This is a genomic window from Pedobacter sp. R-06, assembly GCF_049913135.1.
Lineage (GTDB): Bacteria > Bacteroidota > Bacteroidia > Sphingobacteriales > Sphingobacteriaceae > Pedobacter.
Map to the genome: position 1 here is coordinate 3,088,704 of NZ_CP183977.1, position 22,409 is coordinate 3,111,112.

A 22,409-nucleotide genomic window follows, 5' to 3' on the forward strand; every position below is an offset into this window, starting at 1 on the left:
CCTTATAGATAAGTTATTCTAATTTGACATTATTCGCATAAATTTTGATACAATACTTCAGGCTATAAAACTATATCCTATATTTATTCAAAATACCTTAATCAAATAAATGAAAACAACCTTTACACTACTGTTATCTGCCATTGCATTTGTATTAATATCGGCAACAACACTAAACAAAAACATTTACGAAAGCAGGGCTTTCGAATTTTTCCCCAAATATAAAATAGACACACCAGATCAAGACCGTTTTGTAAAAGTGACGCTTGCCCAAGGAGAATTTACAGAGCCTACAGAAATGACCATCCTCCCTAATCTGGATATTTTGGTAGCACAGCGCAGAGGTGAAGTATTGATTTATAAAAACCAGACAAAAAAAATTAAAGAAGCTGGTAAGCTTGATGTTTATTTTAAAACCAACACGCCTAATGTTAATGCAGAAGAAGGGTTATTGGGAATGGCTGCCGACCCTAAATTTGCAGTTAATAAATACATCTATCTTTTCTATAGTCCGTTTGATAAATCTGTTAATCGATTATCCAGGTTTAAGTTAATAAACGATCAGATTGTAAAAGAATCAGAAAAGATCATTTTAGAATTCTATTCTCAGCGCGAAATCTGCTGTCATACCGGAGGATCTATTGCTTTTGGGTCAGACAATTTACTTTATGTATCTACTGGAGATAACTCTACGCCTTTTGATGCTCCAAAACAGCAATATGTAAATAAAGGGTATGCGCCGCTCGATAACAGAAAGGGTTTTGAACAATATGATGCCAGAAGATCGGCCGGAAACACCAACGATTTGAGAGGTAAAATTTTAAGGATCAAAGTAAATGAAGATGGCACTTACAGCATCCCGGACGGCAACCTTTTTCCGAAAAATGATCCAAAATCTAAACCAGAAATTTATGTAATGGGTGATAGAAATCCTTATCGGATTTCTGTAGATCAAAAAACTAATTTTTTATATTGGGGAGAAGTTGGTCCTGATGCTTCCAATGATGACGCTTTAAGAGGGCCAAGGGGATATGATGAAGTAAACCAGGCAAGAAAAGCCGGTAACTTTGGCTGGCCGTTATTTATAGGCAATAACTACCCATATAAAGCTTACGATTATACCAATGGAGCGAATGGCAATGCTTTTGATCCTGAAAAGCCAATTAACAATTCGCCAAACAATACAGGTTTAGAGCAACTTCCACCCGCGCAACCAGCTTATATCTGGTATCCGTATGGCGAATCGAAAGAATTTCCACAGGTAGGCTCAGGCGGGCGTACCGCAATGGCTGGACCAGTTTATTATGCAACTGCAAACTCACCCTACCCGGCTTACTATAACGGAAAACTGATTATTTACGAATGGGTACGTGGATGGGTTAAAGCCGTAACCATGAATGCACAGGGTGATTACCTGAGTATGGAGCCCTTTATATCTAACGTTTCTTTAGCTGCACCTATTGATATGGAATTAGGGCCTGATGGGAAATTGTACATCCTGGAGTATGGTAAAGGTTGGTTTACCAAAAACCCTGACGCAGCAATTACAAGGATTGATTATTTAAAAGGCAACCGACCTCCGTTAGTTGAAAGTTTAAATATTGCAAAAACAAGTGGATTACTTCCTTACAAATTAACCGCAACTGTTACTGCTAAAGATCCGGACGGAGATGCGCTGACTTACATTTGGAATCTGGGAAAAGGAATTACTAAAACTACAACTACGCCAAGTTTACAATATACCTTTACTAAAGCAGGCGAATACCCGGTAAGTGTTACTGTAATGGATAAAAGTAAAGCCTCTGTAAAAAGCCAGGTTGTGCCGGTTTTTGCAGGGAACGAGCATCCAACTGTAGCTATTGACCTAGCTGGAAACAAAAGCTTTTATTTTCCGAATAAACCGGTTGATTATAAAGTTTTAGTAAGCGATAAAGGTGCTAAAGTGAATAATAATCGCATATACATTTCAAATACGTATACAGAAGGAACAGATTTAGCTGGAGCAGAATTGGGCCACCAACAAGCAGCACAAACCCTTGTGGGTAAAACGCTAATGTTAAAATCTGATTGTAGCACTTGTCACAAAGAGGCTGCTGTTTCCATTGGTCCTGCATTTAATAAAATTGCAGCAAAATATAAAAATGATAGCAAAGCGGTTGATTATCTGGCTTCGAAAGTAATTGGCGGCAGTCAGGGGGTTTGGGGAGAAGTACCTATGCCTGCGCATACTGCGATGAAAGAGGCTGAAGTGAAAAAAATTACGGAGTGGATTATGACTTTAGGCGATAAAGAAGCGGTTAAAGCATCACTTCCGACAACAGGAAAAATCATCCCACCAGCTGCTACTGATAAGAAGAAATCAGTTTTAACTTTAAAGGCAACTTATACAGATGCAGGAGGTACAGCATTTAAAAAACCATTAACCACAACAAAAGTGATCAATCTGAAAAGTAATGTAATTGATGCGGATGATATAAAAGATTTTGGCGGTTTTGAGCGAAAAGATATCTATGGTGGTGAAAAACTTATCCTGTCCAAAGAAAATGGTTGGATAGCAATTAAAAATATTGATTTAACTGGTATTTCAGGATTTGGTTTTTCATTTTTAAATCTTGATCCTGGATCAGATGGCGAAATCGAGATCAGGTTAGATGATAGCAAAGGCGTTATGATTGGCAAATCTACTTTTAGGAATAGTATTCCGATCAATATGCTTTCAGATGGAAAATTCCATTCTATTTATTTTGTGTTCAAAGAACTAAAAAGAGGTGATAAAAAGAACAGACCAATTATCCAATCAATCACGGTAGAACCTAAATAATTTACATGATTTTAGTGTCGTCATTCCCGCGAAGACGGAAATGCAATATCATGGAGTTAAGCCTAGTTGTTGTCAGTCTGAGTTTGTCGAAGACCTTTTAGCAGCGAAAACAAAAAAACATTTGTCCTTCGACGGGCTCAGGATAACAATGTTTTTTGTTTTCTCCTTAATTTAATGACATTGGGCTGGAATCTTAATGCAAATAGAAAACACCACTAATGCATTAAGATCCCTAATCAACCGATAGCTATCAGGTTGGAAATGACGATACCGTAAAATATTATGCCCGAAACTTATCTACTATAGGTTTCGGGTTTTTTATTGTAAAAAAAAACGTTTAATGCCTTCCATTAAATCAGCAATAATATCTTTGCAGCAAATGCTAAAGGATTTCCATGCAAAACATTAAAAACATTATTTTCGATTACGGAAACGTAATATTCGATATCGATTTCAGAATCGCTCAGGCATCTTTTCAAAAACTGGGTATTACCGATATTGAAAACTTCTTTGCCCATAAAGCACACAACCAACTATTTGATGATTTTGAAACCGGGGCAATTTCTCCTGCCGAATTTAGGGCAGGAATTAGAAAAGCAGCTAATAAACCCGAATTAACCGACCAGCAAATTGATGATGCATGGAACAGTTTATTAATTGGTACCATACAGGAAAACCACGATTTACTGCTTCAGGTAAAAGAAAAATACCGTACATTTTTACTGAGCAACAATAACGAAATCCATTACGACTGGATTATCAATTACCTCAAAACAACCTTCCAGATTAATAATTACGACGCTTATTTTGAGAAAGCTTATTTCTCTCAGCACATGAAACTGCGTAAGCCGAATACTAATATTTTTGAGCAGGTATTAAAAGAAAATAACCTCGATCCTACCGAAACCTTATTTATTGACGATAGTCCGCAACATATTGAAGGTGCTAAAAAAGTAGGATTAAATGCATTATTAATGACCGAAAAACCAGCGCAATTGGGTGCCTTTTTAAAAGCGAACGGAATTTTGTAAATTAGTATATGTCAGAAAAAAAGTTTAAGTCGCTAAAAGAGTTCTACCCTTTTTATTTGTCGGAACATACCAATACCACATCGCGTATTTTACATTTTATAGGTACCGGATTGGTTTGCCTCGCTTTTTTTACAGGTTTTCTTTTTCACAACTGGCATTTCTTTTTGGCTATTCCTGTACTTGGATACGGCTTTGCTTGGGTTGGTCACTTTTTCTTCGAAAAAAACAAACCCGCTACTTTTCAATATCCGGGTTATAGCTTGGTAAGCGATTTTATTTTGTTTTACGACCTCTTAACCGGAAAACAATCTTTTGTAGTGAAGAAATAATTCTGCGCGATTAAAAACAGCCGCTCAACCTAAGCTCGATCTGATAGCTATCGGATAAAGCGGCATCCTTTTTGGCTGTCACCCTCACCCTGAGCGAAGTAGAAGGGCAGCCAAAAGATATAGCGCAAAACGAGGCTGAGTGTCCAGAAGGACTACTGCACGCTTATTTCCAAAAAAAAATGCCAATTATAAGAAAGACGCTGGAATAAATTACCTTCAGTAAACTCGCTTAAAGCTCGGTTTACTTCGTAGCTTTCCACTTCGTTACAGATCAGCATGACGATACGAGAAGAAAAATCGTCATCTCGACTGAAGCGCAGTCCCGAACTTTCGGGAGAGAGAGCTATCTGATTAGATTTTGCTTCGCAGAATCTTCGGGTTCCCGACTGCGTTGCACCCGATAGCTATCGGGTCCGCTCGAAATGACGATTCTAAGATTAGCCGAAAACTGAATTACAGTTTCCTTCTTTTTAATTCTCTTTCAATCAAACCGAGCTCGCGGCCTGTTTGCCCCGCCACTGATGTATTTTCTTGTGCTCTTCTGAACAGATAAGGCATTACCGCTTTAATAGGTCCGTAAGGAACATATTTCGCTACATTATAATTCGCATCGGCAAGGTTAAAGCTTAAGTTATCGCTCATCCCTAACAACTGGGCAAAATATACATGAGGATGATTGTGCGTAATATTCTTTTCCTCTAAAAGGTAAGTCAATAAACGGCTGCTATCTTCATTGTGCGTTCCCGCAACTATGGCAATTTCTTCTATATGATCTACACAATAACGTAACGATTCGTTATAATCATGGTCGGATGCTTCCTTACTTGGCTGAATCGGCGAAGGATAACCCATTTCTGCAGCACGTTTACGTTCTTTTTCCATATAGGCGCCACGAACCATTTTTACTCCCAAAATAAAACCATCAGCTTTGGCAATTAAATGGTCGGCTTTCATATCGGCCAGTTTATCATGGCGGTACATTTGGTAGGTATTGTAAACAATAATACGCTCGCGGTTAAATTTACGCATCATATCCAAAGCCAGTTCATCAATGGTATCCTGGATCCAGGTTTCTTCTGCATCGATCATAATCGGCACACCTTTGTCGAAAGCAGTTTTACAGATCATTTCGCAACGCAGTTTTACTTTTTCGTATTCTGCCTTTTCTGCATCATTTAAGGTTTCTTTGGCATCCAGCTTCTGTAATAAGGCAAAACGACCAATTCCGGTAATTTTGAAAACTGTAATCGGAATTTTGCTATCACCATCAGCGCGAACAATCGTACGGATAATCTCTGCACAGGTCTCATCAAAAACCTGTTCCTCTTCTTCGCCTTCAACCGAATAATCTAAAATGGTACCCACTCCGCCTTTATCCAATTGTGCAATGGCTTTATCGCACTCTGCAATGGTTTCGCCACCACAAAACTGCTGAAATATAGTGGCTTTTATTGCTCCCTGGATTGGCAAACCAATATTTAAAAAGAAATTGGTGATGGCAGGACCAACTTTGGTAAGGAAATTACTGCCAATCATTTTAAAAAGCCAATATGCTTTTTTTAGTTCGTTGTTAGATTTTTGACGGAAAGCAATTTCCGTATTGTCGAAATTTGGTTGCTTGTTGGGGGATAAATCCATTTTTATCTATTAATAAGTCAGATTGGTGCAAAATTATAAAAAGCATTGGTTGTTAAAACTAAAAAACTCCAAATAATCGTATTTTTGCACAAAATGATACAATTCAAATTAGAAGGCGAATTTATTCCATTAATCCAACTGTTAAAAGCAAGCGGATTAGTTGGGAGTGGCGGTGATGCCCAAACCGTAGTAGAAGATGGTTTAGTAAAAACTAACGGTGAGGTCGAATTTCGTAAACGTTATAAGGTTAGGGTTGGCGATATTATTACTTTTGGAGAAAACAAAATAGAAGTTATTTAATGGAACCACTAACCAGTGCAGGTCACACTCTATATTTCGAAAGTAATTTAGCAGCGCTAAAAACACTTTTGGAAAGCAATAAATACAGCAAGGTTTTTGTACTTGCAGATGAACATACCAGCGAAATCTGTTTACCGCTTTTTCAATCGCTTTTAGATGATTTTTCTGAATTTGACCTGATTGAAACTTCGGCAGGTGAAGAAAACAAAAATATCGATTTTTGTATCGGAATCTGGAAGACGCTTTTGGATTTTGAAGCAGACCGCAAAAGTTTAATGATCAATTTAGGTGGCGGTGTAATTACCGATATGGGCGGATTTATTGCCTCTACCTACAAAAGAGGAATCGATTTTATCAATGTACCTACTACGCTTTTATCGCAGGTTGATGCTTCGGTAGGCGGCAAAACAGGGATCGATATCGACAATGTAAAAAACATGGTAGGTACATTTACCTTACCACAAATGGTTTTTATCGAAACTGCATTCTTAAAAACGTTACCACAACGCGAGCTTCTATCAGGCTTTGCCGAAATGATTAAACATGGCTTGATTTATGATAAGCCATATTACGAAAAATTAAAGGAAAGTAATTACTTAAGTCCTTCTGCTGAAGATATTTACCGATCAGTAGAAATTAAAAACGAGGTGGTAACGATCGATCCGCATGAAAAAAATCTGCGTAAGATTTTAAACTTCGGGCATACCATTGGGCATGCTGTAGAGGGTTATTCTTTGGCAAATGACGAAAATCCGTTAACACATGGTGAAGCAATTGCCATCGGATTTGTTTGTGAAGCGGCATTATCGATCAAAAACAGTACGTTAACCCAAGGTGAGCTGAAAGATATTAGTGAATATATTTTGTCTTTATATCCTAAACATCATATTAAAAAAGAGAGTTTCGATACGCTTTTAGAACTGATGCAAAGTGATAAAAAGAATGAAGATGGGAACATCCTTTTCTCACTTTTAGAAACAACTGGCAAATGCACGTTTAACTGCCGTGTAAGTACCGCCGATATTTTGAGCAGTTTAGATTATTACAATAGTTTATAAAATGAATTTTACCGGAAGTGATATTTCTGTTGTTGGCCTGTTTGGTTTCGTAATTGTTTTGACCCTGGTTGAAATGTATTTTAGCTATGCGCACGACAGAAAGTTATATACCAAACGCGATACCTGGACCAATATTTACCTGATGACGGCTGCTATTGTGATTAATTTAGCAACAAAAACAGGCACTTTTTTTCTACTACAATATTGTTATCAATTCCGTTTGTTCCAAATACCTAATATTTGGCTTTATTGGTTTGTTTTAATTTTAGCGCAAGATTTCCTGTATTGGTTTTTACATACAGTTGGCCACTACGTACGCTTTTTCTGGGCGATGCACGTTACGCATCACTCATCTGAACATTTTAACTTAACCACCGGGTTCCGTTCAACCGTTTTCGAACCACTGTACCGTGTTTTCTTCTATTTGCCCTTAGCATTTATGGGTTTCACCGCTGTTGATATCCTTTTTGCTTACCTGGTAACCCAAATTTACGGAAACCTGGTGCACACACAGTACAACATTAAACTCCCAAAATGGTACGGGTATATTTTCGTAACGCCATCACACCATCGCGTTCACCATGCCAGCAATGTACGTTACTTAGACAAAAACATGGGTATGGTTTTAATTCTTTGGGACAGATGGTTCGGTACTTTTCAGGAGGAGTTGCCGGAAGATGTAGTTAAATATGGCTTAACCACCCAGCCTGAAGATACTGGTGCGATTAACATTATTTTTCATGAGTTTATTGCATTGAGTGCTGATGTTAAAAAAGCACCAACTTTTATAGATAAGGTGAAATACATTTTTAATCCGCCGGGATGGAGCCATGACGGAAGCACTAAAATTGCTAAAATTATGCAACAGGAATTACGTGAGGAGGAACAGAAAAGATACGAAGCACAGCAACAGGACAAAGTAAAAGGACTTAACGATCGGGGGGAGTTAAGTTCTACAGGATAAAAAATATTAATTTGTTTAATCTAAAGGTCTGTGTCTCCACAGGCCTTTTTTTTGATATATCTTATCTATTGTTTTTTAGCCACAGATGCGCAAAGATAAACACAGATGATGTTTTAGTATTCGAAAAATCTGTCATTCCAAACGCAGAGCAGAATCGATGACTGTGGCAAACAGGTGTTTCATCGTCTGCATGTACTTCGTTACGCTTCTATTGACAGTACTCAATTTGTACGACCCCACGCGACTGGTCATCTCTAGTCAAAATTTCTAACCCTAACCATATAAAAATCCGTTTTTAAGCCATTTCAAGGAACAAAAAGACCTATCAGAAAACTAGTTCATTTTTAACAAAATTAAATTTTATTAAAAATATTTTCAATTTCTTATTGACAAATTAAATTTTGTTACTACATTTGGCTCAACAAAAAAAGATGAAAAATTTTAACACATATTACTTTGGTTACTTTTACTATTTTAGTGAGAGCCGGGGCTAATATGCAAAAAGATATATAACAATATTAAAATGTATAAGAAAGTCCCGGCAAACAGCCGGGACTTTTTTGTTTTAACGCAAAAATGGAAACGACAAAACGAGTAGCAATTCAGGGTATTAAAGCATCTTTCCACGAAGAAGCCGCATACAAATTCTTTGGTAAAGACATTGAAACTGTTGAGTGTAATTCTTTCAAAGAAACCTGCGACAAACTAGAGAAAAACGATGCCGATTTCGTAGTAATGGCCATCGAAAACTCTATTGCAGGTAGTTTATTACCAAACTACACGCTGATCAGAGATTTTGGTTTCTCGGTTGTAGGCGAGGTTTACTTACCCATCCAATTACACTTAATGGCGCTACCAGGTGTAAAGTTTGAAGATATTAAAGTGGTTACTTCACATCCTATCGCCATCCGCCAGTGTATCGATTTCTTTTACGATTATCCACACATTAAAATTGTGGAGAGCAACGATACTGCCGCTTGTGCAAAACGTATCCAGGAAGAGCAATTAACAGATACCATGGCCATTGCAAACAGTTTAGCTGCTGAACTTTATGGCTTAAACATTTTAGAACGCCGTGTAGAATCGAACAAGAAAAACTATACCCGTTTTCTGATCCTTAAAAAAGACAAAACAGACGAAGGAAAGAAAATAAACAAAGCATCAATCTGTTTTCAGGTTGGGCACAAAGCAGGCTCATTGGCAACTGTGTTAAATATTTTCGCCGAACAGGATGTAAGCTTAACAAAAATACAATCTATGCCGGTTTTAGGTAAAAGAAATGAGTATTATTTTTACGTCGACTTAGAATGGCCAATTACAGAAAAATATGATAAGGCCATTAGAAAGGCATTAAAATATACATCGAACTTTAATATCCTTGGAGAGTACCAGAAGAACGATAAAGTATAAAAAGTCGGGAGTCCGAAGATAAATAGTAGCATTCAAACTTGTAAATAAAATAATTAAAATATAACTCCGGACTTCCGACTGCGGAATAAGGACTTTAACAACCCCATCATCATGAAACTTAATTTAAACATCCAACCATTAAACACCTGGTTAAACGTAAACAACGAACCATTAATCATTTCTGGTCCTTGTAGCGCAGAAACTGAAGAGCAATTATTAACTACAGCGCACTTATTGGCTGCAACCGGTAAAGTATCGGTATTGAGAGCTGGTATCTGGAAACCACGTACCCGTCCAGGAGAATTTGAAGGTATCGGAAGTATTGGTTTAGAGTGGTTAAAACGTGCTAAAGCAGAAACTGGTTTACCAACGGCTGTAGAGGTTGCAAATGCAAAACACGTTGAAGAGGCTTTAGCAGCTGGTGTAGATATCCTTTGGATTGGTGCACGCTCTACTGTAAATCCTTTCACCGTTCAGGAAATTGCTGATGCGTTAAAAGGCCACGATGTTCCGGTATTGATCAAAAATCCAGTTAACCCAGATTTACAGTTATGGATCGGTGCAATTGAGCGTATCAATGGCGCAGGAATTACTAAAATCGGTGCAATTCACCGCGGTTTCTCATCATTCGAGAAAAGTTCTTTCCGTAACGAACCAATGTGGGAACTTGCTATCCAATTAAAAACACTTTGCCCTGAATTACCGATCATCAACGATCCAAGTCATATTTGCGGTAACCGTGAGTTAATCCCTTACATTTCTCAAAAAGCATTAGATTTAGATATGCAAGGTTTAATGATCGAATCTCACGTAGATCCTTCAGTTGCCTGGACAGATGCTAAACAACAAGTTACACCAGCTGCTTTAGCTGAATTGGTTGACCGTTTAACTGTTCGTGAACCAGAAGCACCAAATGAAGCTTTCGCTGATAAATTAGCCGACCTACGTAAATCAATCGATAAAATTGATGATATCTTATTACAGAAATTAGGTGAGCGTATGGCTATTGTAGAGAAAATTGGTGAGTTTAAACGCGATAACCAGGTAACTATTTTACAGGTTAACCGTTGGGATGCCATCATTAAAAAAGGTCATGCTTTTGCAAAGGCTTTAAAATTAGACTTAAACTTTACGGAGAAATTCCTAGAATTGATGCACGGTGAATCAATCCGTAAGCAAACCGAAATTATGAATGCTGGCAAAGCTGAACAAGGCATTGCTGCTGAGCAACATACTGAGGTTAAAGCATAATAAAGGTGGAGGGTTTAGAGGTTGAGGGCTTAGGGTAAAATCCAAATGCTTAACCAAACTTGAAAACTGAAAGACTAAGCCAAAAGCTGACCGTCTAGCAGTGGTGTCATCCTGAGCCTGTCGAAGGACTTATAACAATTTCGATAACTCAATATGACATTAAAAAACAAATATAATGTAGGTGTCAGGTGTTTCCATCTGCCACCTACATTTAAGAATAAAAACAGAATAAAATGTCGAAAAATGCCTTAGTTTCTTTTAAAGGAACCAAGAATATTAATACGGAAATCCAATTAACAGGCTCGAAAAGCGAATGCAACAGGGCTTTAATTATTAGCGCTTTAAGCAAAAAACTGGTTAAAGTTGAAAACCTTTCCAATGCTGCCGATACGGTAACCTTAAATGGCATCCTTAATAATCTTGAAGAAGAATTAGAAGTAGAAATCCAGGAATCAAAAACAGTTGACGTTGGCCCGGCAGGGACCGCTATGCGTTTCTTATCGGCTTATCTTTCGGCTAAAAACGGTAATTTCTTACTTACCGGAACCGAACGGATGAAACAGCGCCCCATTGGTATCTTGGCAGAGGCTTTAAAAACCATCGGCGCTGATATTTCTTATGCAGAAGCTGAAGGTTTCCCTCCATTGAATATTGTTGGCCCTTTAAATCAAAAAACTGCTGAAGTTAAAATTAAAGGTGATATCAGTAGTCAATATATTTCAGCTCTGCTGATGATTGCCCCTATCCTACCTCAGGGTTTAACTTTGGAAATTGAAGGTGAGCTTACCTCTAAACCATATGTAGATATGACTTTAGATATGTTGGCTGAAGTTGGCATTGCGCATTCCTGGAGCGGAAACTCAATCTCCATCAAACCACAGGTATTTAAACCTGGTACTTTGGTTGTTGAGCCCGACTGGAGCGCAGCATCGTATTGGTATAGTATTGCAGCATTAGCTGATGAAGCAGAAATTAGTTTACCTGCTTTAAAAGAAAAAAGTTTGCAGGGCGATAGCCAGATCAAAAATATCATGAAGATTTTCGGTATCGCTACCAGTAAAACCAATAATGGAATTGCCATTAGCAACCTAGGTCTTTCTTTAGATACAAAAGAAGTTTTAGACTTAAAAACCTGTCCGGATTTAGCGCAAACCATTGTAGTTATTGCAGCAGCATTGGGCAAAAACATGGCTTTTACAGGTTTAGAGACTTTAAAAATCAAAGAAACAGATCGCATTGCAGCCCTTCAGAACGAATTGGCTAAAATAGGCGTTACTTTTACAGAAGATAATCTGGTATATACTTTAAACACAGATAACCTTCATTTTCCGGATAAAGTTACTTTCGCCACCTACGAGGACCACCGTATGGCGATGGCTTTTGCACCACTTGCTTTATTGATAAATGAAGTTGAAATTGAAGAAATGCAGGTAGTAGAAAAATCTTATCCGTATTATTGGGAAGATTTGAAAAAAGCGGGATTTGAGGTGAGAGAGATATGAGACACGAGATTTGAGATATGAGATTTGAGGCACTAGCAGTGAGACTCAAGAAATAAAACAACAATAATAATCTAACATCTAAAAACAATGAAGTTCAGATATGATAAACAGAATACTACTCAAATCTCATATCTAGCTTCTCACATCTAAACAAATATGGCAGGCAACTCATTCGGACAACTATTTCGCATCACCACCTTTGGCGAATCTCATGGCGTAGCCATTGGGGTAATTATTGACGGCTGTCCGGCGCAATTGGATATCGATATGGATTTTATCCAATCAGAACTTGACAAGCGTAAACCGGGTCAATCCAAAATCACCACTCAAAGAAAAGAAAGCGATATTGTTCAGATTTTATCGGGTGTATTTGAAGGAAAAAGTACGGGTACGCCAATTGCACTTTTAATTCCGAACGAGGATCAACGTTCAAAAGATTACGGTCACAATGTTGATGTTTACCGCCCTAGCCATGCCGATTATGTTTATGATGCAAAATATGGTATCCGCGATCACCGCGGCGGAGGCCGCTCCTCTGCCCGCGAAACTGCTGCCCGTGTAGCGGCTGGTGCAATTGCAAAGCTGTTTTTGAAGCAACAGGGTATCGAAATTTTCGCACATGTAACTTCGGTAGGTACAATAGAAGCTCCTAATTTAGAAAGCAATGATCTATCTGCTTTATTGCAGATTAGGGAAGAAAATATTGTGCGTTGCGCTGATCCTGCAACTGCACACGAAATGGTTGAGTTTATCGATGCCGTTCGTAAAGATGGCGATACCGTTGGGGGAAAAATAGGTTGTGTAGTAAAAGGCTGTCCCGCGGGCTTAGGTGAGCCTGTTTTTGATAAATTACATGCCGATTTAGGTAAAGCTATGCTCAGTATTAATGCTGTTCATGGTTTCGAATATGGTTCTGGTTTTGCCGGAAGTGAATTAAGAGGATCGCAACACAACGATATTCCACAGCCAAAAGCTGCCGATTCGAAAGTTTTTAAAACCACAACCAATTATGCCGGTGGTATTTTGGGTGGCATTTCTAACGGGATGGATATTACTTTCAAAGTAGCTTTTAAGCCTGTTGCAACCATTATGCATAACCAGCAAACCATCAATGCTGCTGGTGAAGCTTCGGAGATTAAAGGCAAGGGCCGTCATGATCCTTGTGTGGTACCCAGAGCAGTAGTAATTGTTGAGGCTATGGCAGCATTGGTTTTAGCCGATCAGTTTTTAAGAAACAAAGCAAGTATTATTTAATTTTCGTTAATGAGAATCATTACCGCCTTATTTCTATTGATCAGCATGAATAGCTTTGCACAAAGTTATGCTGATCAGATCGCAAAACATCGTGAAACCTATAAACAGGATTTCATTAAAGATGAGCGTTCACCACTCAAAAAAAATGACCTGCAAAACCTTCATTTTTATGAGGCAGACAGTGTTTACAGAATTTTAGCCGATGTAGAAATACTGAAGAATGAAAAAGTTTTCAAAATGCCTACTTTTAATGGCTCTAGCAGCGATTACTATAAATATGCACACGTTAACTTTATTCTCAACGGCAAAAAAATTCAAATGACTTTATATAAAAGTGTTTCTTTATCAACCAACCCCGTTTATAAAGATCACCTTTTTTTGCCCTTTACTGATGAAACCAACAATAAGGAAACTTATGGCGGCGGCAGGTATATTGATCTGGATGCAAAAGAAATCGTAGATAATCATATCGAAATCGATTTTAATAAAGCCTACAATCCTTATTGTGCCTATAGTGACGGATACCGCTGCCCAGTCCCTCCAGAAGAAAACGACCTGCAATTAGCCGTAAAAGCCGGCGAGAAATTATACACTGGTGAAAAGAAACACCAGAAATAAAAGTTAATATTACGTTTATCTACAAAATGATACCTGGATTGTATTACAATCCACATTTTAACGTAAATTACAAACATTAAGTTAAAAAACGTGTTCTCTAACTAAATTACATAACCCATTCCTAAATGACGTACAGCTGTTTAATTGTTGATGATAATGAAATTGAAAGAGATGCCATAGAAATGCATCTAAAAAAAATCCCATCATTAAATATTATCGCTGTCTGTAGTAACGGTATAGAAGCTTCACAAATTTTATCAACCACTTCAGTGGATATTGTTTATTCTGATATTGATATGCCAGAGCTTTCTGGTATGGATTTATTAAAAAGCCTGAAAAAACAACCGCTATTTATCTTTATCACTTCATTTAGTGAGTACGCTGCTGAGAGCTTTAACCTGGATGCATTGGATTTTATTGTTAAGCCTGCAACGTTCGAACGCATATTAAAAGCCACCAACAAAGCGATCGAGTATATTGAATTAAGGAAACTAGTAAATAAACTTCCTGTCGAAAATCTAAACACCGACGATAAAAAAGACGACGATTATTTCTTTTTTAGAGAGACCAAAGGCATAACCAAGCTGAAATATAATGATGTAATTTATATTGAAAGTATGGGCGATTTTTCGAAGCTGTTTACCAGTATTGATAAACATGTTATTTTAGTAAGCCTAAAAAATCTAGAAAAACAACTTCCTTCGAAAATTTTCTCAAGGGTACACAAACAGTACATCATTAATATAAACCACATTGTAACCTTAACCAACCATGAGGTTCATTTAGATCATAACTTTCTGGTTCCGATAAGCGCTTCTAACAGGCAGGAATTATTGGAAAAATCAATTGACAAGAAAATTCTGTCGAGGTTTTTAAAATAAGCTATTTTTTCAGGATTATTTTAAAATAACTTCCGCCGGCAGGATTAATATCGGCGCTAATTTTACCATCCATCAAGCTAATAAAGGTTCTGCAGAGCAATAAACCTAAACCTGTACCTTTTTCTTTATTGGTGCCTAATGTACTCACCCCCGCGCCTAGATAACCTGGCTTATTAAAATGTTCGACCTGTACAGGTGTTAAACCGATCCCTGTATCTGAAATTTTAATCTCCAGCACATTTCCGTTATGAGCGGCACTAGTTGTGATTGTACCACCATTAGGCGTAAATTTAATGGCATTACTGATGATATTTCGGATAACCAGCATGAGCATATTCGAATCTGCTTTGCAAAATGTTTTGGCCGGCACTAAATTCTGGATAGCTAAGCTTTTTTCGTTAGCGTTATCCCGCAAAGAAAGAATAACTTCATTAATCAACTCATGAACATCCAACGATTCTAAATATGGGTTAAAACCCTGCATCTGGCTGGCTGCCCAATTAAGAAGATTCTCCATCATTGAGGAGGTATAGGTAAGGTTGTTTTTTAGTGCCGCAGCATATCTGTTCAACTTCTCTTGTTCGATATTTCCCCCTTCTAAAAGTTGCATAAAGGAAATTAATGAATTTACAGGGGTACGCATATCGTGGCTTACCACACTAAAAATACGGTCTTTAACCTTACTTAACTGTTCCAACTCCCGTTTTTGGTTATTGATAATTATATTCAGCCTCGTTGTTTTCCGCTGATTAAAAAATATAACAACGGCAATAATCAGAATCAATGTGGTGGCGATGGTGAGGAATAATTTTACACGTTCATCAAGTTTAATCTGTTGTACCTGTTTACTAATCTGCTTATCCTTTATCCCGGCAGCTAATTTTGCTTCAAATTTAGCATTGGCAAATTTACTGTCCTGAGCCAAACGCTGAATATCGAGATCAGCTTTTGCCTTTTGAAAAGTTAGGAGATCTAATGCTTTTTCTTTATCACTCAGCACTAACTGTTGTCTTTTTAGCGCAAGTTCTTGTTGTTGTCTTTTTAACTCGCCTTCTGTAAGTTTTTGCTTCAATAAATAGTCGCGTTCTTTAATACCAAAATCGAGCTGCATCTGCCTTCGGGTAATTTCCTTTTCTTTTTCCTGGTCGAAAATTTTATCTCTAACGGCAATATATTGCCTGTAATAGGCTAATGATTTGTTATAGTCTTTTTGTTTTTCATATACCGTACTCAACCCCAAACTAGATTGTTTTTCTATATCTAATAAGCTGTTTTCTTCAGCAATTTTTAAGCTATTACTGAGCAATAGGATGGCATTTTCAAAATCATTCTCTTTTTGGTAAAAGTTTCCCAATGCATATAAACTTGAGGCATAGGCTTCTTTATCTTCTCCCGACTTATTTAATTCAACTGATTTTTGATACGATTTTAACGCTGCGTCCTTTTGTCCTATTGAGCTGTATAAGTCTGCAAGATTTCGTTTAATAGTGGCTATTAAACCTATATCTCCAATGGCTTCTGATACCCGCAATGATTTATTATAATACGCTAAGGCCAGTTTAATTTTCTGGTTAGGCAATACATTCATCTCCTGTAATTCACGATCTGAAGCCTCGAAATAATTGGTACCAATCAAGCCATAAACAACAGCCACGCCTCTTGTATTTTCGCCCTCCTTAGCAAATACTTTTAGCGCCATGTTCATATAAACCAGGGCCTGACTCTGATTACCCAAACTTTGGTAAATAGTAGAAATATTGGTATAACAACTGGCCATATCGGTTTCGTTGCCCATTTTTTCGTAGATAGCTATGGCCTTTTGGTTAACTTCTAATGATTTTACATAATCTGGAATGCTGCCATATAAAGCACCTAAATTGAGGTAAGTTCCGGCAACCATATCCAGATTACCTATTGAAGAAAATTCGGCAACTGCATTGTGATAATTCTCTTCTGCCTTTTGATAATTAGACCTACCGTGATACATTAAACCTCTACGGTAATAAGCCATTGCAGAGAATTTTTTTAGATTTTTCTCATGTGAAAGCTGAATGGTTTTATCTACATATTCTTCCGCTTTATCTACATTTTTCATCCTCATATATTGGCGATAAACTTCCGTCAATATTTTGATTTTGGTAGAATCTGTTTTTAAATTCTTTTGATTTAAACTTAAAAGGCTATCCAGTTTTTTCTGCGGCGCACCCACCTGGCTAAAACTAGCCATGTATAAAAATGAGAAAAAGAGAAACAGCATGCCTTTTTTAGAAAAACATGCTTTACTAACGAACTGAGCATTTACAAGATAGCGCTTCATTTTTCAGATCAAACCAATGATTTGTTTCTACTGGATAATGAGCATAAAAAATCTTGAAAATGACAGCATTTCATATCCGGGATGAGATAAAACATACTGAAATAACAAAATAGGTTTGGTTTATAAAAGTAATTAAAAAACTGATCAATAGGTAACCAGTTCTTTACCTTTTCATCAAGAATCCCAATCATTTAAGCATAAATAAAATAAGAAAATGATTGTAAACCTTTTAAATTATTCAGGCGGTTAAATCTTATGCCTCAGCTATTGCTTATTAAAAAAATGCGGGATATTTAGCTGGATTTGCATCGTGCATCATCTGGTAAATGGTTTCAATGACATCGTCAACCGACGGTTTACTGAAATAATCGCCGTCAGATCCAAATGGTGGACGATGTGCTTTAGCCGATAATGTTTTCGGCTGACCATCTAAATGGAAATAACCTTTTTGCTCTTCGATTACCTTTTGCAGGATATATGCAGATGCGCCCCCAGGAACATCTTCATCTACAACCAATAATTTATTGGTTTTGGCAAGGGACTTTACACAAACCAGGGTGGTATCGAAAGGTAATAATGTTTGTGGATCTATAATTTCTACTGAAATGCCTAATAAGCTCAATTCTTCTGCGGCTTCCTGAACAATTCTTAACGAAGAACCGTAAGATACTACTGTAATATCAGTTCCTTCTTCTAAAACCTCTGCTTTACCTAATGGAACCGTAAAATCGCCAACATTACTAGGTAATTTTTCTTTAAGTCGGTAACCATTTAAACACTCAATTACTACGGCAGGTTCATCAGCCCTAAAAAGGGTATTGTACATGCCGGCAGCTTGAGTCATATTTCTTGGTACGCATAAATGCATCCCCCTTAAAGCGCCTAAAATCATGCTGATCGGTGAACCTGAATGCCAGATTCCTTCCAGTCGATGGCCACGGGTACGCACAATAACAGGTGCTTTTTGTATCCCTTTGGTTCTGTATGATAGCGATGCTAAATCGTCGCTGAGTACATTTAGTGCAAAAATTAAATAATCCAGATACTGTATTTCGGCAATCGGTTTCAAGCCCCTCATGGCCAAACCAATGCCCTGCCCCATAATGGTCATTTCTCTAATTCCAGTATCGGTAATCCTCAACTCGCCATATTTGGCCTGTAAACCTGCAAAGCCTTGATTTACATCGCCAATATTTCCTAAATCTTCCCCAAAAGCTACTAAACGTGGATCGCGGGCAAAGTTTTCGTTAAAGCAGGCATTAAGCACTTCCCTACCGTCGACCATTTTTGATTGTTCATCATATGCCGCGTTAACTACTGCTATCATATCAGGGCTTTCTTTGCCATCAGTATGCAGTTTAGAATTATAACGGTCATGATTAAACTTAGCCTGCGTTTTATACCAGGTTAACAGTTCATCACGTTCCGGAGAATTAAAATTAGCGGATAAACGGATGGCTTTTCGTATAGCAGTAAAAACTTCCCGTCGTTGTGCATCAGCTGTTGAAGCCAGATTTGCAGCAATTCTGGCGAGTTCTGGTTGATGTTTAGCTACACCGCTAATTAAATCGACCACTTGTTTTTGTTCGGGTTTAATGCTATCCAAAAACTCATTCCATGCTTCTTTTTGTGCGTTACGAACAAAAATTTTAGCCTCTTTTTCAATCTCTGCAATTTCCTCTTCGGTTGCAACCGCTGAATCGAGCATCCAGGCACGCATTTTCAGGATACAATCGTGCTCATTTTCCCAAGCTAAACGATCTTTTGATTTATACCTTTCGTGCGAGCCAGAGGTAGAGTGCCCCTGGGGTTGAGTAAGTTCGGTAACGTGAATTAAAACAGGTACATGTTCGTTTCTACAAACATTTATTGCTTTTTCATACACTTCGCATAAAGCTGGATAATCCCAGCCCTTTACTTTGTAAATTTCATATCCTGGCTGATCAGGCTCACGCTGAAAACCTTTTAAAACTTCAGAAATATCTTCTTTTGTAGTTTGATATTTTGCCGGAACTGAAATGCCATAAGCATCATCCCAAATGGAGATGGCCATGGGTATCTGTAAAACACCTGCAGCATTAATGGCTTCAAAAAACACGCCTTCAGAAGTTGAGGCATTACCAATGGTACCAAAAGCAACCTCATTTCCGTTAACCGAAAAGTGCTTTAAGTAATCCAGTTCCTTATTTTGCCTAAATAATTTAGAAGCATAGGCTAAGCCAACCAAACGGGCCATTTGGCCACCGGTAGGAGAAATATCTGACGAACAGTTTTTAATCTGCGTTAAATCGTTCCAGCTTCCATCTTCGTTAACTGATTTTGTTGCAAAATGACAGTTCATTTGCCGTCCACCTGAAAACGGATCAGCTCCATCGGTTGGATTGGCATAAAGTTGTGCAAAAAATTCTTTAATGGTAGAAATCCCTGTTGCAAAGGCAAAAGTTTGATCGCGGTAATATCCCGAGCGCCAATCGCCGTTTTTAAAAGCCTTTGCCATAGCCACCTGGGGCACTTCTTTCCCATCGCCAAAAATGCCAAATTTAGCCTTCCCTGTTAATACTTCTCTACGGCCTAAAACACTGGCCTGCCTACTTTCAAAGGCTATTTTATAGTCGTTTATAACGATAGATTTAAAATCATTAAAACTGAGTTCGGAAGCATCAATAGTGTTGGTCATCAATTTTTCATTCGGCATAGTAATCAAAGATTGGTTGCGGCAAATATATACAAAATTAAAAGTTTGCCTTTATCCTCCATTGTAAAATTATATATGGATTTGTAAAATATATTTGGAATAGTTTTTGTTTTAATATGAAAACATTAAATTTGTTTTAGAATTTAAAAAATAAATTACAACCACATAACATGAAAAAGATCTTAGTATTATTCGCTTTTGTTTTAGGTTTAGGTATTGCTGCAAATGCACAAACTAAACCTGCAGAGTTTAAATTTGAATCGGAAACTCACGATTTCGGTAAAATTGTTTTAAACAAACCAGTAACTTACGATTTCAAATACACCAACATTGGTGAAGAGCCATTAATTATTACCAAAGCTGAAGCAAGTTGTGGATGTACAGTACCTAAATACACTTCTACCCCATTGAAAAAAGGTGAAACTGGTGTAATTTCGGTAACGTTTAACGCTGCTGCTGGTCCATCAACTTTTTCGAAAGCCGTAACCATTACTTCAAATGCTAAAACACCAATTAAAGTGCTTTACATTAAAGGTGAAACGGTTGCCGCAGCTTCGAAATAATTATTTAAACGATAATATTTAAAAAGTCCCGATTTTCATCGGGACTTTTTTATTTTTGTGCCATGCCAAAAATTTCACAAAAAGGTGTGCAGATGCCTGCATCGCCAATCAGAAAGTTAACTCCATTTGCAGATCAAGCTAAAAAAGATGGTAAAAAAGTTTTCCATTTAAATATTGGTCAACCAGATATCGAAACACCTGAAGGAATGTTAAACGCCGTCAAAAACATTGATTTTAATGTTTGGGCCTATACGCCATCAGAAGGTACACTTGCATACCGCCTAAAACTTACCGAATACTACAATAAACTGGGTTATAATATTACACCCGAAAATATATTGGTAACGGTTGGTGGTTCTGAAGCCATTACCATTGCCATGCAGACCTGCGTAAACGAGGGCGATGAAATTATCATTCCAGAACCTTTTTATGCCAATTATAATGGCTTTGCCTGCATGAGCAATGTGGTGGTAAAACCCATCCTTTCTTACATCGAAAATGGTTTTGCTTTGCCTCCGATTGCCGAATTCGAAAAACTGATTACAGAAAAAACGAAGGCAATCATCATTTGTAACCCCAATAACCCAACTGGTTATTTATATTCAAGGGCAGAATTAGAGGCTTTAAAAACACTTTGTGTTAAATACGATCTATTTTTATTCTCTGACGAAGCTTATCGCGAATTCTGTTATGATGGAAGAGAATTTATTTCTCCAATGCATTTAGATGGTTTGGATGAAAATGTGGTGATTATGGATACGGTTTCTAAACGTTACAGCGCTTGTGGTGCACGTTTAGGCTGTTTAATTACTAAAAATAAAGAAGTTATTGCATCAGGATTAAAATTTGCACAAGCAAGATTAAGCCCGGGCATGGTTGAACAGATTGCCGGTGCAGCGGCTGTGGATACACCGGACAGTTATTTTGAAAAAGTAAATACCGAATATACTTTACGCCGTGATACTTTGGTTAATCGGTTAAATAATATTGAAGGCGTTTTCTGTCCTAATCCGGGCGGTGCATTTTACGTGGTAGCAAAATTCCCGATTGATGATGCTGATAAGTTCTGCCAGTGGATTTTAGAAGATTTTACGCATAATAACCAAACGGTAATGATGGCACCTGCAACGGGCTTTTACTCTACCCCAGGTTCTGGTAAAAACGAAGTACGTATGGCATATGTATTAAATACCACCGATTTAAATGCAGCTATGGACTGTTTGGAAGTAGCCTTACAACAATATCCTGGAAGAACGGTGTAGTTTACAGTTCGCAATTTGCAGTTTTCAATTTTAGATGCCAAATAACAGTTTAAAGCTATTATTTGGCATTTATTTGTATATTTGTATCCGGTTTACAACTGATTATTCAAAACTGTAAACTGAAAAAGGGGCCGTTCTTGGATTTGACAGGGTGGCGAAGGTTATGTTAGCATGCAGTGCGTTGTACGGAGAGCACTTAAAGTGAACGTTCACATTTTAGTTGGCGAAAATACTTACGCCTTAGCTGCTTAGTTTAGAACTAATTAGCTTTTGTCCCTCTAACTGCTGCATTGTTGGGTTAGAATCTGGGGCATCGAAACAACAAAGCTGGCTTTAAGGAGATACGACTTAAAGTGAGATAAAGTATCTAAGGATTTAAATAAGGTCGGTTTTCAGCCCGTTTATTTCCCTAAAATCAATTGAAAAATAAGCATGTAGAAGGTATGATTTATCTCACAACTGGACAAGGGTTCGACTCCCTTCGGCTCCACTGGAATCAGTAACAAAATTCACCA

17 protein-coding genes and 1 other RNA gene are annotated in these 22,409 nt (G+C 37.6%); 15 read left to right on the forward strand and 3 right to left on the reverse strand.

Features of this window, described 5'->3' with window-relative positions; genetic code table 11:
• Positions 1-109 precede the first annotated feature (109 nt).
• The 3 genes from ACN9MR_RS12635 to ACN9MR_RS12645 all read left to right on the forward strand — a co-directional run bounded on the left by ACN9MR_RS12635 (position 110) and on the right by ACN9MR_RS12645 (position 4,181).
• Positions 110-2,821 (forward strand): PQQ-dependent sugar dehydrogenase, encoded by a 2,712-nt coding sequence (locus ACN9MR_RS12635; RefSeq protein WP_426330025.1) that lies wholly within the window; start codon positions 110-112, stop codon positions 2,819-2,821.
• Between the two features lie 395 nt (positions 2,822-3,216).
• Positions 3,217-3,852 (forward strand): HAD family hydrolase, encoded by a 636-nt coding sequence (locus tag ACN9MR_RS12640; protein ID WP_426330026.1) that lies wholly within the window; start codon positions 3,217-3,219, stop codon positions 3,850-3,852.
• 8 nt (positions 3,853-3,860) lie between these two features.
• Entirely contained in the window at positions 3,861-4,181 is a 321-nt protein-coding gene (locus tag ACN9MR_RS12645; RefSeq protein ID WP_029279495.1) for a DUF962 domain-containing protein, read from the forward strand.
• Between the two features lie 453 nt (positions 4,182-4,634).
• Here the strand turns inward: ACN9MR_RS12645 and ACN9MR_RS12650 are convergent, their stop codons facing one another.
• Complete coding sequence (locus ACN9MR_RS12650) at positions 4,635-5,819, reverse strand: proline dehydrogenase family protein (RefSeq protein ID WP_426330027.1); 1,185 nt, start codon at positions 5,817-5,819, stop codon at positions 4,635-4,637.
• A gap of 93 nt (positions 5,820-5,912) precedes the next feature.
• Between ACN9MR_RS12650 and ACN9MR_RS12655 the strand changes: the two genes are divergently transcribed.
• The 9 genes from ACN9MR_RS12655 to ACN9MR_RS12695 all read left to right on the forward strand — a co-directional run bounded on the left by ACN9MR_RS12655 (position 5,913) and on the right by ACN9MR_RS12695 (position 15,057).
• The gene (locus tag ACN9MR_RS12655; RefSeq protein ID WP_029275915.1) at positions 5,913-6,119 is read left to right on the forward strand and encodes an RNA-binding S4 domain-containing protein; all 207 of its coding nucleotides are present in this window, start codon (positions 5,913-5,915) and stop codon (positions 6,117-6,119) included.
• The gene (gene aroB / locus ACN9MR_RS12660) at positions 6,119-7,177 is read left to right on the forward strand and encodes a 3-dehydroquinate synthase (RefSeq protein ID WP_426330028.1); all 1,059 of its coding nucleotides are present in this window, start codon (positions 6,119-6,121) and stop codon (positions 7,175-7,177) included. The genes ACN9MR_RS12655 and aroB overlap by 1 nt, the downstream gene beginning before the upstream one ends.
• A gap of 1 nt (position 7,178) precedes the next feature.
• Positions 7,179-8,141 carry a sterol desaturase family protein gene (locus tag ACN9MR_RS12665; protein WP_426330029.1) on the forward strand — a complete coding sequence of 321 codons (963 nt, stop codon included), beginning with the start codon at positions 7,179-7,181 and terminating at the stop codon, positions 8,139-8,141.
• A 576-nt stretch (positions 8,142-8,717) separates the two neighbouring features.
• Entirely contained in the window at positions 8,718-9,551 is an 834-nt protein-coding gene (locus tag ACN9MR_RS12670; RefSeq protein ID WP_057934077.1) for a prephenate dehydratase, read from the forward strand.
• A 111-nt stretch (positions 9,552-9,662) separates the two neighbouring features.
• Complete coding sequence (locus ACN9MR_RS12675) at positions 9,663-10,802, forward strand: chorismate mutase (RefSeq protein WP_057934078.1); 1,140 nt, start codon at positions 9,663-9,665, stop codon at positions 10,800-10,802.
• A gap of 233 nt (positions 10,803-11,035) precedes the next feature.
• The gene (aroA, locus tag ACN9MR_RS12680; RefSeq protein WP_426330030.1) at positions 11,036-12,304 is read left to right on the forward strand and encodes a 3-phosphoshikimate 1-carboxyvinyltransferase; all 1,269 of its coding nucleotides are present in this window, start codon (positions 11,036-11,038) and stop codon (positions 12,302-12,304) included.
• 156 nt (positions 12,305-12,460) lie between these two features.
• Entirely contained in the window at positions 12,461-13,558 is a 1,098-nt protein-coding gene (aroC, locus tag ACN9MR_RS12685) for a chorismate synthase (RefSeq protein ID WP_426330031.1), read from the forward strand.
• 9 nt (positions 13,559-13,567) lie between these two features.
• Entirely contained in the window at positions 13,568-14,176 is a 609-nt protein-coding gene (locus tag ACN9MR_RS12690; protein WP_426330032.1) for a DUF1684 domain-containing protein, read from the forward strand.
• A gap of 125 nt (positions 14,177-14,301) precedes the next feature.
• Positions 14,302-15,057, forward strand: coding sequence for a LytR/AlgR family response regulator transcription factor (locus ACN9MR_RS12695; protein WP_426330033.1), 756 nt, complete (start codon positions 14,302-14,304; stop codon positions 15,055-15,057).
• A gap of 1 nt (position 15,058) precedes the next feature.
• Here the strand turns inward: ACN9MR_RS12695 and ACN9MR_RS12700 are convergent, their stop codons facing one another.
• Together ACN9MR_RS12700 and ACN9MR_RS12705 are read right to left on the reverse strand one after the other, a co-directional pair.
• Complete coding sequence (locus ACN9MR_RS12700) at positions 15,059-17,374, reverse strand: tetratricopeptide repeat-containing sensor histidine kinase (RefSeq protein ID WP_426330034.1); 2,316 nt, start codon at positions 17,372-17,374, stop codon at positions 15,059-15,061.
• A gap of 274 nt (positions 17,375-17,648) precedes the next feature.
• Entirely contained in the window at positions 17,649-20,069 is a 2,421-nt protein-coding gene (locus ACN9MR_RS12705; RefSeq protein ID WP_426330035.1) for an alpha-ketoacid dehydrogenase subunit alpha/beta, read from the reverse strand.
• A 170-nt stretch (positions 20,070-20,239) separates the two neighbouring features.
• Between ACN9MR_RS12705 and ACN9MR_RS12710 the strand changes: the two genes are divergently transcribed.
• The 3 genes from ACN9MR_RS12710 (at position 20,240) to ssrA (ending at position 22,387) form a co-directional block, all read left to right on the forward strand.
• Positions 20,240-20,632, forward strand: coding sequence for a DUF1573 domain-containing protein (locus tag ACN9MR_RS12710; RefSeq protein ID WP_426330036.1), 393 nt, complete (start codon positions 20,240-20,242; stop codon positions 20,630-20,632).
• A gap of 62 nt (positions 20,633-20,694) precedes the next feature.
• Positions 20,695-21,894: a pyridoxal phosphate-dependent aminotransferase gene (locus tag ACN9MR_RS12715; RefSeq protein WP_426330037.1), complete on the forward strand. Its 1,200-nt coding sequence runs from the start codon at positions 20,695-20,697 to the stop codon at positions 21,892-21,894.
• Between the two features lie 127 nt (positions 21,895-22,021).
• Positions 22,022-22,387, forward strand: a transfer-messenger RNA (tmRNA) gene (ssrA, locus tag ACN9MR_RS12720).
• Positions 22,388-22,409: the final 22 nt, after the last annotated feature.